Source organism: Acidovorax sp. FG60 (assembly GCF_057808995.1).
In genome coordinates this window covers 324,810-337,777 of sequence record NZ_JBMDJC010000002.1, presented here as the reverse complement: position 1 = coordinate 337,777, position 12,968 = coordinate 324,810, and the positions used below count along the sequence as shown (strand labels likewise).

The 12,968-nt window shown below is 62.5% G+C and carries 11 protein-coding genes; 7 read left to right on the top strand and 4 right to left on the bottom strand.

Annotation, left to right across the window (positions count from 1 at the left end; translation table 11 throughout):
• Window positions 1–20: 20 nt before the first annotated feature.
• From msrB to ACODS0_RS04290, 3 genes are all read right to left on the bottom strand, one after another.
• Window positions 21–434, bottom strand: coding sequence for a peptide-methionine (R)-S-oxide reductase MsrB (gene msrB / locus ACODS0_RS04300; RefSeq protein ID WP_055394045.1), 414 nt, complete (start codon window positions 432–434; stop codon window positions 21–23).
• A complete protein-coding gene (locus tag ACODS0_RS04295) occupies window positions 431–1,915 on the bottom strand; it encodes a protein adenylyltransferase SelO (RefSeq protein WP_488833049.1) in 1,485 nt (494 codons plus the stop codon). The genes msrB and ACODS0_RS04295 overlap by 4 nt, the downstream gene beginning before the upstream one ends.
• Before the next feature lie 61 nt (window positions 1,916–1,976).
• Complete coding sequence (locus tag ACODS0_RS04290) at window positions 1,977–3,026, bottom strand: AraC family transcriptional regulator (protein WP_488833047.1); 1,050 nt, start codon at window positions 3,024–3,026, stop codon at window positions 1,977–1,979.
• 194 nt (window positions 3,027–3,220) lie between these two features.
• Here ACODS0_RS04290 and ACODS0_RS04285 point away from each other — a divergent pair, with 194 nt between their 5' ends.
• Entirely contained in the window at window positions 3,221–4,927 is a 1,707-nt protein-coding gene (locus ACODS0_RS04285; RefSeq protein WP_488833046.1) for a carboxylesterase/lipase family protein, read from the top strand.
• A 40-nt stretch (window positions 4,928–4,967) separates the two neighbouring features.
• Here the strand turns inward: ACODS0_RS04285 and ACODS0_RS04280 are convergent, their stop codons facing one another.
• Window positions 4,968–5,654, bottom strand: coding sequence for a Crp/Fnr family transcriptional regulator (locus ACODS0_RS04280; RefSeq protein WP_121420376.1), 687 nt, complete (start codon window positions 5,652–5,654; stop codon window positions 4,968–4,970).
• 216 nt (window positions 5,655–5,870) lie between these two features.
• On the opposite strand from ACODS0_RS04280, the gene ACODS0_RS04275 reads away from it, so the two are divergent.
• From ACODS0_RS04275 to ACODS0_RS04250, 6 genes are all read left to right on the top strand, one after another.
• Window positions 5,871–7,514 (top strand): 3-(methylthio)propionyl-CoA ligase, encoded by a 1,644-nt coding sequence (locus tag ACODS0_RS04275; RefSeq protein WP_426307936.1) that lies wholly within the window; start codon window positions 5,871–5,873, stop codon window positions 7,512–7,514.
• Between the two features lie 188 nt (window positions 7,515–7,702).
• Window positions 7,703–8,935: a branched-chain amino acid ABC transporter substrate-binding protein gene (locus ACODS0_RS04270; RefSeq protein WP_055394034.1), complete on the top strand. Its 1,233-nt coding sequence runs from the start codon at window positions 7,703–7,705 to the stop codon at window positions 8,933–8,935.
• 68 nt (window positions 8,936–9,003) lie between these two features.
• On the top strand, window positions 9,004–9,957 hold the full coding sequence (locus ACODS0_RS04265) for a branched-chain amino acid ABC transporter permease (RefSeq protein ID WP_055394032.1): 954 nt from the start codon (window positions 9,004–9,006) through the stop codon (window positions 9,955–9,957).
• Between the two features lie 4 nt (window positions 9,958–9,961).
• Entirely contained in the window at window positions 9,962–11,290 is a 1,329-nt protein-coding gene (locus tag ACODS0_RS04260; RefSeq protein WP_121420374.1) for a branched-chain amino acid ABC transporter permease, read from the top strand.
• Between the two features lie 2 nt (window positions 11,291–11,292).
• Window positions 11,293–12,087 carry an ABC transporter ATP-binding protein gene (locus ACODS0_RS04255; protein WP_055394028.1) on the top strand — a complete coding sequence of 265 codons (795 nt, stop codon included), beginning with the start codon at window positions 11,293–11,295 and terminating at the stop codon, window positions 12,085–12,087.
• 1 nt (window position 12,088) lies between these two features.
• Window positions 12,089–12,784: an ABC transporter ATP-binding protein gene (locus tag ACODS0_RS04250; RefSeq protein WP_055394026.1), complete on the top strand. Its 696-nt coding sequence runs from the start codon at window positions 12,089–12,091 to the stop codon at window positions 12,782–12,784.
• The last annotated feature ends 184 nt before the right edge of the window (window positions 12,785–12,968 follow it).

The following is a 12,968-nucleotide window of genomic DNA, read 5'->3' as shown; positions in this document are numbered from 1 at the left end:
CAGGGGGCGGGTCTCGGGGCTCAGTCCTTGCCGGATTCGAAATCCAGCGAGGCCGAGTTCATGCAGTAGCGCAGGCCGGTGGGGGTGGGGCCATCTTCAAAGACATGGCCCAGGTGGGCCCCGCATTGTGCACACACGGTCTCCGTGCGGACCATGCCATGGCTGCGGTCCACGATCTCGGTGATGGCGCCGGGGATGGCTTGCGAGAAGCTGGGCCAGCCGCAGCCGGCGTCGAACTTGGTGACGGAATCGAACAGTTTCGCACCGCAGCAGATGCAGTGGTAGCTGCCATCGGCCCAATGGGCTTCGTATTTGCCGGTGAATGGCCGCTCGGTGGCGGCGTGGCGCGTCACCTGCAACGCGACGGGCTCGGCGCCCTTGTCCTTGAGGATGGCTTGCCATTCGGCATCGGATTTCTGAACGGGGTAGGTCATGATGAACAGCTGATCTCGATGGAAGAGGCCCAGTCGGGCGGGAAGGCTGCGTAGGCGTCGTGCCCGGGGTGCTCGTCAAAGGGGTGCTCCAGCAGCCGCTGCAGGGTTTGGAGTTCGCTGAAGTCGCCAAGTTTCGCGGCGCGGATGGCCTGCTCGCCCAGGTGGTTGCGCAAAACGAACTTGGGATTGTTTTTTAGCATCAAATTGGCCGCCAGCGCTTGATTATCAAGCGCTAATAGCTCTGAATATGATAGCAACCAGCCGTCAAAGGTGGTTCGGTCGGCGAACAGGTCGCGCACCGGCTCAAAATCGTTCTGCTGCACCGCGTGCGACAGGCGGCGCCAGAAGATGGTGTAGTCCACGGCGTTCTGGGCCAGCAGCACCAAGATGCCGTCGATCAGTTCTGCATCTTTCTCGCGTGCCTGGGCCAGCCCCAGTTTGCTGCGCATGCGGGCCATGAACGCTTCCGGGAAGACGGTTTTGTAGGACTCCAGGGCACCTTTTGCCAGCTCCGGGTCGCCGATCAGCGGCAACAAGGCCTGCGCCAGGCAGAACAGGTTCCAGTACGCCACATTGGGCTGGCGGTTGTAGGCATAGCGGCCCTGGTTGTCGCTGTGGTTGCACACATGGCCGGGCACAAAGGCGTCCAGAAACTGGAAAGGACCGTAGTCAATGGTCAGCCCCAGGATGCTCATGTTGTCGGTGTTCATCACCCCATGGCAAAAGCCCACTGCCTGCCACTGTGCCATCAGGTGTGCGGTGCGTTCGCTCACGGCCTGTAGTAGGGCGGCATACGCGTTGCCGCCGAAGTCGTGGGTGTCCCGGCATTTGGGGTAGTAGCGGTCGATAACGTAGTCGGCCAGGGTCTGGAGCTGTGCTTGCAGGTCGTTGGCTGCAAAGTGCTCGAAATGGCCAAAACGCACAAAGCTGGGGGCCACCCGCGTCACTACGGAGGCCGTCTCAACCTCTTCACGGCGAACGGGTGCGGGCGAACCGGTGATGCACAGTGCGCGCGATGTCGGAATGCCCAGGCCATGCATGGCCTCGCTGCACAGGAATTCACGGATGCTGGAGCGCAGCACAGCGCGCCCGTCGCCCATGCGGGAGTAGGGGGTGCGGCCAGCGCCCTTGAGCTGGATTTCCAGGCCCGCCGCAGTTTCTCCCAGCAAGATGGCGCGGCCATCACCCAGTTGGCCGGCCCACACGCCGAACTGGTGGCCGCTGTAGACGCTGGCCAGGGGCCGAGAGCCTGCAAGCAGCGTATTGCCGGTGAAGGCTTGCAGGGCTTCGTCCCGCTGCAGCCAGTCAGCGTCCAGGCCGATCAGCTGTGCAACGGCAGTGCTGGTGCCCACCCAGTGGGGGGCGGGCAGCGGAGTGGGGCGCAGTTCGGTGAAAAAGTCCGGTCCCAGGGCGGTAAATCCGTGCTTCCAGGCCAGGCCGATATCGGCGGTGGGGGTCACGCTTTCGGCGGGCAGGTTCATGGGTGGATTGTCTCGCACCCCGGATGCCCCGGCGCTTGCAGGGCCTTGACCACGGCCCGGCCTATGCGGCCTGGGTAGAGCCTTGGCCTTCGGCCTCGGGGTACAGCACCTGCGCGCGGTACTGGCCCGGCGGGAGGCCAAACCAGCGCTTGCAGGCCCGAAACAGGTTGCTCTGGTCGGCAAAGCCCAGCAGGTCGGCCACCTCGGCCAGGCTTCGACGCTCGTCGCTGAGGTACTGGCGTGCCAGTTCACAGCGGGTGTCGTCCAGCAACTGCTGGTAACTGACGGATTCGGCCTGCAGGCGCCGCTGCAGCGTGCGGTCCGTCAGGTGCAGGCGCGCGGCCACGTCTTCGCGGCGGGGTTCGCCCCGGTGCAGGATGCGGGCTACCTCGGTGCGCACGCGTGTGCTGGTGAGAGACTGGCCCAGGTGGTCCAGTTCGGTCTCTACCAGCCGCTCGTGCAGGGCCCACAGGCTGGGGTTGTGTGTGGGGATGTCGGCCCGCAGATCGGCCTCGGCCAGCAAAAACCGGTTGGCTGCCTGCCCGAAGCGGGGCAGCATGCCAAACGCCACATGGTAGGGCGCCTCACCGGCGGCGGCGGGTTGTGGCGTGGTCAGCTCCACAGCCAGAGGGCGAAGCTCCCGGCGTGTGAGCCAGCAGCACAGCGTGAACAGTGTGAGCAGGGCGTATTCGACACGCTGGCGCGGAATGGGGCGGGTGGCGCCGATGTGCGCGATGGAGATCCAGTAGCCGCGTGCATCGTGGTCCAGCGCGAAGGTGGTGCAGTCCGAGATCACCGCCATATGGCGCGTGAGGTGCTGAAAACCCATCAGCAGGTTGGGGCCGGACGCCAGCGCGTAGCCCACCACATCCACATTGCCGTAGCGCGCCGTGAGCTGCGGGCACAGCCCCAGCGCCACCTTGCCCGAACGTGCCACCGCCAGCTCCCACAGGCGGCTGATCTTGTCCACGTCCACACGGGTTTGTGGCAGTTGCAGCGCCGCCAGATCGATGCCCGCTTCGGCGCATAACTCGGCAGCAGGCAAGCCTTCGGCGGCCATCATGTCGGTGATGCCGCGCACCCAGGCGGCAGAGCTTGTGCGGGGAGTCATGGGGTGGCGAATGGAAGAAATGGCGGATCAGGGTTTACGCGCGGTGGTGGCCTGAAGTCAGTGTTTTGGCAAGGTTGCGATAGTAGCCAAACGCCACCCGGTTCCCACAATCGCCTCCGAGGTTGTGCCCTGCCCGTAGTGTGACTGCAGACAGAGGCCCGACCCATTCCTGAAAACCCCCAAGGAGACAAGACATGGTCGATTCGCGCTGGCGTTTGCAATGGTTGGGAGCGGTGTTTTCGGCCGCAGCAATGGTGGGCTGCGGCGGTGGTTCCGGCTCTGCGCCCCAGGTGCGCGAGACGGTGTACGGCACCTTGCGCGGTGTGGACGACAGTGCGGTGACCGGCACCTACGCGTGGAAAGGTGTTCCTTTTGCCAAGCCACCCGTGGGCGAGCTGCGCTGGCAACCGCCCGCAGCCCCAGCCGCCTGGTCCGGAGAGCGTGACGCCACACGTTTTGGCAGTGCCTGCCTGCAAATGGGCCGCATCTACGGCCCCGGTGCCAACAACCGGTTTGACAACACGATTGGCGAGACCCTGGGCACGCCGGTAGGCAGCGAGGACTGCCTGACCCTCAATATCTGGCGCCCAGCCACCTCGCAAGACAAGCTGCCTGTGCTGCTGTTTCTCCATGGCGGCAGTGGCATCTCGGGCTATACGGCAGATCCCGTCTACGACGGCGCTGCGCTGGCACGGTCTGCCAACGCCGTGGTGGTCACGGCCAACTACCGGCTCGACGTTCTGGGCTACTTCCAGATGCCGCCACTGCACACCGGAGCGCAGCCCTACACCGGCAACTACGCGCTGCTCGACAACGTGCAGGCACTTCGCTTCATCCAGAACAATATTGCCAGCTTTGGCGGCAATGCTGGCAATGTCACGCTGATGGGGCAGTCCGCGGGCGCCATCAACGCGCTGGCGCTGCTGGTCGCGCCCCAGGCCGCGGGGTTGTTCCACAAGCTCGTACCGGTCAGTGGCGGAATTTCGCTGGCGACGAACCTGCCGCCCGGTTCGATTCCCACGCTCAACCCGGCCTCCCGGTACACCGCGCAGGCGGGCTTGCTGCTGGCGCATCTGGCGCTGGCCGATGGCCTGGCGCCTGCGCTTGCTGATGCACAGGCGCTCGTTGCGGGATGGACCCCTGCGCAGATAGCCAGCTACCTGCGTGGCAAGGACGCGCGGGCAGTGCTGCAGACGGTGCTCAAGAACGGTCTCACGGGCGCGGGCCCCATCCCTGATGGCGTGGTGGTGCCCACAGACCCGATCGCCGAAATGGGCGCTGGCCGCTATCACAAGGTGCCCGTGCTGTCTGGCTACACGGGCGAGGAGGGCAAGCTGTTTGCGCCTTTCCTTGCGCTGCTGGGCGGCAAGCCGGGCATGAAGATCTCCGACGCCGAGCGCTTTGTGATGATGCAGAACTTCAACCCCGATGCTCCTACCACGCTCACGGCTGGCGACATCCTGGATGCCTCTTACCTGCCGGTCACGGCGCCCGGCACGGGCTACAACGCGCGCACCCGCCTGCTGGGCAGTGTGTTCATCGATCCGAGCCGCGACAACCTGCTCAATACCCTGCGCAGTCAGCAATCCACGGTATGGAGCTACCAGTTCAACTGGGCCCAGCAGCCCGCGCCCTGGAACGATGTGTACGGCGCGGCGCATGCGTTTGACCTGCCGTTCCTGTTCGGCAACTTTGGACCTTCGGTCTTTGCCAAGGCCACCAACAGCACGGCCAATCAGCCCGGCCGACTGGCGCTGTCGCGCGCGATGATGGACACCATGCGTGCCTTTGTGCACACGGGCAACCCGAACAACGCAACGGTCAACCAAAACTGGACGCCGTGGCCCAGTCGTCTCGTGTTCGACGCCGACCAGAAGGCCGTGCGCCTGAGCGTGCAGTGAGAGGGATGAGGGTGAACGTGTTTGTGCACTCTGCGGTGCGTCAGCGTGCCGCAGTGGCGGCGAGGTACGCGTTCAGCGCCTCGTCGTCCACGATAGCCACACGGCCGAAGTCCAGCGACACGATGCCCCGGCCTTCCAGCACACGCAGTACCTTGTTCACCGTCTGGCGTGACAGGCCCACCAGTTGGCCGAGCTCTTCCTGCGTGAGGTTCAACCGCCGTGTGCTGCGCCAGAACAGGCGGCTCAGGTACAGCGCCACGCGGTGTTCGGGGGATTGCGTGCGCCCGGCCTCGATGATCGTCATGGCCTGGCCTAGGCGCATGTTCAGGTGCTGCACCAGAAACTGGTTGAAGCCCAGGCTGGTCTCGCGCAGCGTGACAAACAGTGGCAGAGGCAGGCACAGCAGCGTGGTGGGCCGCAACGCCACCACGTGGTACCGGCGGGGCTCGGGTTTCATGGCTGAGCCTTCGCCAAACCACTCGCCATCGGGTACTCCGATGAACGCAGAGGCGCGGCCCTGGCTGGCGGGGCTTTGCAGCATCACCAAGCCTGACAACACTGCATGCCAGCCTTGCACCGCGCTGCCGGCCGGCATCATGACTGTGCCCTTGTCGGCGTGCTGCACGGACACCTCGTCGCGCAGCCTCTCCTGCAAGGCCACGGGGACACCTGCAAACCAGGGCTGGGCTTCGATGAATCGCTGTGCGGACGGCGCGGAGCTGAGCATGGGCGTGATTGTCGTTGTTCGGGGGCCGTACGTTCAGGGTATTCCCTTGCCCTTTGTCAACGGGACGACAGGTGTTGGCAGGCACGCTGGACACGCGCACACTGAACCCCTGTTGGGGGTGTCGGTCTGGCGGGGCCGCTTGCCTGGGCGACACCGCCATGAGAACCCCCGCGCTACGATGATCGTTCCCTTCACTACAACATCCAAGGAGCACACATGCTGGGCCTGATGCAGAGCCAACCGTTGCTGATTTCGTCGCTGATCGAGTTCGCCGAGCGCCACCATGGCGACGCCGAAATCGTGTCCCGCCGGGTCGAGGGCGACATCCATCGCTACACCTACCGCGACCTGGCTGTCCGCGCACGCCGCCTGGCCAATGCGCTGGATGAAATGAAGCTGCAGTTCAGCGACCGCGTAGCCACGCTGGCCTGGAACGGCTACCGCCATATGGAGATGTACTTTGGTGTGAGCGGCTCGGGCCGTGTGCTGCACACCGTGAACCCGCGCCTGCACCCCGACCAGATTGCGTGGATCATGAACCATGCCGAAGACCAGGTGCTGTGTTTTGATGTGACCTTTCTGCCCCTCGTGCAGGCCGTGCATGCCAGGTGCCCCACGGTGAAGAAGTGGGTGGCGCTGTGTGATGCCGACAAGCTGCCTGCGGATTCAGGCATCCCTGGCCTCACCAGTTACGAAGCCTGGATCGGTGCGCAGTCGCCCGACTACGCCTGGCCCGAGTTTGACGAGAACTCCGCGTCGAGCATGTGCTACACGAGCGGCACCACAGGTAACCCCAAGGCCGCGCTGTACAGCCACCGTTCGACCACGCTGCATGCCTATGCGGCAGCGCTGCCTGATGTGATGTGCCTTTCCGCACGCGACTCCGTGCTGCCGGTGGTGCCCATGTTCCACGTCAATGCCTGGGGCATTCCTTACTCGGCGGCACTCACGGGTTGCAAGCTGGTGTTCCCTGGTCCCGCCATGGATGGCAAGTCGATTTACGAACTGATCGAAGGCGAGAAGGTCACCTACGCAGCTGGCGTGCCCACCGTGTGGCAGATGATGCTGGGCCACATGAAGCCCGCGGGTCTGAAGTTCTCCACGCTGCGCCGCACTGTCATCGGTGGCTCGGCCTGCCCGCCCGCCATGATCCATGCCTTCAAGGAAGACTATGGCGTGGAGGTGCTGCACGCCTGGGGCATGACCGAGATGAGCCCGCTGGGCACGCTGTGCACCTTGAAGAACAAGCACCTGGCCATGTCCAAGGATGACCAGATGAAGATCCTGCAAAAGCAGGGCCGCGCGATCTACGGTGTGGACATGAAGATCGTAGGCGGCGACGGCAGCGAGTTGCCTTGGGATGGCAAGACCTATGGGGATTTGCTGGTCAAGGGGCCGTGGATCGTCGGCAGCTATTTCAAGGGCGAGGGCGGCAATCCACTCGTCAAAGACGCGCAGGGCCGGGGCTGGTTCCCCACAGGCGATGTGGCCACCATCGACGCTGACGGCTTCATGCAGATCACCGACCGCAGCAAGGATGTGATCAAGTCCGGTGGCGAGTGGATCAGTTCCATCGACATCGAGAACATTGCGATGGCCCACCCCGCAATTGCCATGGCTGCCTGTGTGGGTATGCCCCACCCCAAGTGGGACGAGCGCCCCATCGTGGCCGTGGTCAAGCGGCCGGGCACCGAGGTGACGCGCGAAGAGCTGCTGGCCTTCTACGAAGGCAAGACGGCCAAGTGGCAGATCCCCGATGACGTGGTGTTCGTCGATGCCATTCCATTGGGCGCCACCGGCAAGATGCTCAAAACCAAGCTGCGTGAGCAGCTCAAGGATTACAAGCTTCCAGGCCAGTGATCAGGGTGGGGCAGTGCACATGCGCGCATCGCTTGCGAACGCCATTTTTTTGCATTGCCCCAGGCTGGTGCGCGCTCGGGGGAGTGCTGTGCCAGTCACGTGTGCGACGCTGGTAGGGGCAATCCCTGAGCATCGCTTTGTTGCAACGCGGTACGCTGCGTTGTGTCGATTTACAAGGAGACAAAAGCATGAAGTTCGCTATTAAGGCTGTAGCAGCCTCGGTAATCTTGGCAAGCGCTGGCGGGGCCTTCGCTCAAAAGGGCGAGACGGTGAAAATCGCCTGGCTCGACCCCCTGTCTGGCCTGATGGCGGCAGTGGGAACGAACCAGCTCAAGAGCTTCCAGTTCATCGCAGAAGAGTTCAACAAGAAGAACCCGGCAGGCGTCAAATTCGAAATCATCGGCATCGACAACAAACTCAGTCCCCAGGAAACCACCAGCGCCCTGCGCTCGGCCATGGACCAGGGTGCGCGCTACGTGGTGCAGGGCAACGGCTCCGGCCCCGCACTGGCGATCATGGATGCGCTGGAAAAGCACAACGCGCGCAACCCTGGCAAGGAAGTCCTGTTCCTGAACTACGCTGCCGTGGACCCAGACCTCACCAACAGCAAGTGCAGCTACTGGCACTTCCGCTTGGACGCTGACACCTCCATGAAGATGGAAGCCCTGACCACGTACATGAAGGACATGCCCGAGGTCAAGAAGGTCTACCTGATCAACCAGAACTACTCGCACGGCCACCAGGTCTCCAAGTTCGCCAAGGAAATGATGCAGCGCAAGCGCCCTGACGTGCAGTTCGTCGGCGACGATCTGCACCCGCTGGCTCAGGTGCGTGATTTCTCTCCCTACATTGCCAAGATCAAGCAGTCGGGCGCCGACAGCGTGATCACCGGCAACTGGGGTTCTGATCTGGCGCTGCTGATCAAAGCCGCTAACGACGCGGGCCTGAACAACGTCAACTTCTACACCTACTACGGCTCGGTCACTGGCAGCCCCACCGCTATGGGCTCGGCCGCAGCAGGGCGCGTCTACATGGTGGCCTATGCCCACATGAACCTGCCCGGGCCGCTGAACCAGATCGTGGTGGACTACAAGAAGAAGTTCAACGACGACATGTACACGGGCGCGGTTTACCACGCGTTCACGATGCTGTCCGAAGGTTTTACCAAGGCCAAGTCGACCGATCCGGTCAAGGTGGCTGCTGCGTTCGAGGGCATGAAGTTCAAGAGCTTCAATGGCGAAGTCGAGATGCGCAAGACCGATCACCAACTGCAGCAGGGCCTGTTCATCTCCAAGTGGGAGAAGGCTGGCGGCAAGTTCCCGATCGACTCTGAAAACACGGGTTACACCTTTGTGCCTGTGAAGTACTACGAGCCCTATGTGGCGAGCACGCCCACGTCGTGCCAGATGAAGCGCCCGTAAGCCTTGCGCAATCGCTTCGAGGCCCGACCACTCGGGCCTTTTTTTTACCCCTGCAGTGAAAAATTCCAATGAATCCTGAGTTTTTCGTGATCTCTTTGCTGAACGGCGTGAGCTACGGGCTCCTGCTGTTCATGCTGAGTTCCGGCCTCACGCTGATCTTCAGCATGATGGGCGTACTCAACTTTGCACACACCAGCTTCTACATGCTGGGTGCCTACTTCGCGTTCACCATCTCTGGGGTGGTGGGCTTCTGGCCAGCGCTGGTGCTGGCACCCCTCGTCGTGTTTGCGCTGGGGGCCGCGTTCGAGCGCTACTGCCTGCGCCGGGTGCACAAGTTCGGCCACGTGCCTGAACTGCTGGTCACGTTCGGCCTGTCTTACCTCATTCTGGAAGTGGTGCAACTGGTCTGGGGCCGTTCCACCGTGCCTTATGGCCTGCCCGAGCAATTGCAGGGTCCGTTGTTTTCGCTCTATGGCACGCAATTTCCCAAGTCGCGCTCGTTTGTGATGCTCGTGGCCCTGCTGATGCTGGTGTCGGTGTGGCTGCTGCTCACACGCACGCGCATCGGTCTCGTCATCCAGGCCGCCCTCAAGTACCCCGAGATGGTCGAGGCGTTGGGCCACAACGTGCCGCGCGTCTTCATGCTGGTGTTTGGCGGTGGTGCCGCGCTGGCCGGCCTGGCGGGGGTGATCGGTGGCAACACCTATGTCACCGAGCCCGCGATGGCGGCCTCAGTGGGTTCCATCATCTTTGTCGTGGTGGTGGTGGGTGGCATGGGCTCGCTGGCAGGTGCCTTCCTGGCATCGCTGCTCATCGGTCTGGTGCAGACCTTTGCCGTGGCGCTGGACTACTCTCTGATCCATGTCTTCAAGGCCGTGGGCGTGGCGGTGACTGACCAAACCTTCGGCTACCCCCTGCTCAAGCTCACGATTTCCCAGGTCGCGCCCATCTTGCCTTACCTGTTCCTCGTGCTGATCCTGATCTTCCGCCCCAAGGGCTTGCTGGGCACGCGGGAGGACTGATGCCATGAATTCCACTACAACCACTACTGTCGCTTCCAGCGCCACGTCGCACTACCGGTTCAAGCCCTGGAACGTCGGGCGCCTCATCATCTGGACGTTGTTCGCGGTCATGCTCATCGTGGCGCCCATGCTGTTTCGCAGCAGCCTGGCGCTGACCATGCTCTCGCAGATCGGCTACCTGATCATCATCTGCCTGTCCTACAACATCCTGCTGGGGCAGGGCGGCATGCTGAGCTTTGGCCATGCGGTCTACACGGGCCTGGGTTCGTTCATCGCCATTCATGCAATGAACATGGCCACCAAGGGCTCTGTGCACATTCCGCTGGTTTTCATCCCACTGGTGGGCGGCCTGGCAGGGGCATTCTTTGCCATCCTGCTCGGTTTTGTCACTACCAAGAAGTCAGGCACCACCTTCGCCATGATCACGCTGGGTATTGGCGAACTGGTGGCCTCCATGGCGCTGATGTTCCCCGAATTCTTCGGCGGAGAAGGCGGCATCACCACGGACCGGGTGTATGGCAAAGCCTTCTTTGGCATCAGTTTCGGGCCTGCGATTCAGGTGTACTACCTGATTGCAGCGTACTGTTTTGTCTGCACTGCCGCCATGTTTGCATTCACCGGCACGCCACTGGGCCGCATCCTGAACGCTGTGCGCGACAACCCCGAGCGCGTCGAGTTCATCGGCTACAACACCCAGCGTGTGCGCTACTTCGCGTTCATCATCGCGGGCTTTTTTGCTGGCATCGGGGGTGGGCTGGCCACCATCAACTTCGAGATCATCACGGGAGCTGACAGCCTGAGCGTGATTCGCTCCGGTGGCTACCTGCTGTTCACCTTCCTCGGCGGGGCCACGTTCTTCTTCGGCCCCATCATCGGCGCGGTGCTGTTGGTGCTGGCGTCGGTGTTGCTGTCCGAACTGTCCAAAGCCTGGTTGTTGTACCTGGGCCTGGTGTTCCTGTTCATGGTGATGTATGCGCCCGGAGGCATTGCCAGCCTGATCATGATGAACCTGCGGCTGGCCAAGTACGGCAAGCTGCGTCAGCTCTGGAGTTCTTACCTGGCGCTGGGCGGCACGGCGCTGGTGGGGGTGATGGGCGCAGCCTGCATGATCGAAATGACCTACCACCTGCAGCTCAACGCGGCCCTGGGGCCAGAACTGACGTTCCTGGGGGCCACGCTCAATGCCGCGGGCTTTACGAGCTGGTTTGGCGCCATTTTCGTGATGGTCACGGGCTTTGGACTTTTTGAACTCTGCCGCCGCCAGTTCCTGCGGCAGTGGAGCACGATCCAGGAAGAGATCGAACATGAAATCAAGCGTGGGGAGGCGCTGTAAACATGGCAGCTGACAACCCAACCAACACCACCTATGCCCTGGAACTGCGCGACCTGCGCAAGAGCTTTGGCAAGACGGAAATTATCCGTGGCGTGAACCTGTCCGTGGCCTCGGGCGAACGCGTGGCCATCATCGGCCCCAATGGCGCGGGCAAGTCCACGCTGTTCAACCTCATCAGTGGGCGTTTTGCGCCCACAAGCGGGGATGTGATCCTCAATGGCCAGCGCATCAACGGGCTGGCACCGTATGAGATCAACCGCAAGGGTCTGTCGCGCAGCTTCCAGATCACGAACATCTTTCCCAAGCTCTCGGTGTTCGAGAATCTGCGCTGCGGTGTGCTCTGGAGCATGGGCTACAAGTACACGTTCCTGCGTTTCCTGTCGAACCTGCACGATGCCAATGAGCGCGCCAAGCAGCTCATGGAAATGATCAAGCTCGACAAGAAGCGCGACACGCTGGCGATGAACCTCACCTATGCCGAGCAGCGCGCCCTGGAGATCGGCATCACCATCGCGGGTGGTGCCAACGTGATCCTGCTCGACGAGCCCACGGCCGGCATGAGCAAGACCGAGACCACGCGCTTCATCCACCTCATCAAGGAAGTGACCGAAGGCCGCACGCTGCTGACGGTGGAGCATGACATGGGCGTGGTCTTTGGCCTGGCGGACAAGATTGCTGTGGTGGTCTATGGCGAGGTCATTGCCTATGACACGCCCGACAAGGTGCGCGCCAACCAGCGCGTGCAGGAGGCCTATCTGGGCTCTGTCGTTGCGGACGAGCAAGGGGCGGGACATTGACATGCTGAAAATCGAAAATCTCCACGCCTATTACGGCAAGAGCCATGTGCTGCATGGCGTGACCTTCGACGTACAACCCGGTGAAATCGTGGCCCTGCTGGGGCGTAACGGCTCGGGCCGTTCCACCACCGCCAAGGCCATCATGGGCCTGGTGGACTGGGAGGGCACGCTGAACTGGAAGGGGCAGGACCTCAACGGCAAGAAGGCTTACGAGATCGCCCACCTGGGGGTGGGCTACGTGCCCGAAAGCCGCGATGTGTTCCCCAACCTCACCGTGCACCAGAACTTGCTGCTGGGCCAGAAAGGCAAAGGCAAGAGTAGCCGCTGGTCGTTTGACGACATGTACGAGATGTTCCCGCGCCTCAAGGAGCGCCAGCACACCGAGGCGGGCGTGATGTCGGGCGGCGAGCAGCAGATGCTTACGCTGTGCCGCACGCTGATGGGCGACCCCGACCTGATCATCATCGACGAGCCCACCGAAGGCCTGGCCCCAAAGATTGTCGAGCTGGTGGGGCAGTACCTGCAGACCATCAAGGCGCGGGGTATCTCGGTGCTGCTGATCGAGCAGAAGCTGACCATTGCCATGAAGATCTCGGACCGCGCGCTGGTCATGGGGCACGGCTCGATCGTGTTCCAGGGCACACCGGACAGCCTGCGGGCCGACAACTACATCCGCAAGGAATGGCTTGAAGTCTGACGATTTCTGAAAAACCATGGCTAAAGAGGCGCCCGATAGCTGAAGGCGCCTCTTTTTTTGCTCTACCAAATGTTGCACTGCAAACCCCCTTGTCCCGCCCGGGACAAATTGACACGCCAAATGGGTTTGAAGTCTCTACAATAAAAACGCACGATCGTTCTTTTTCACTTTCCAAGGAACAACA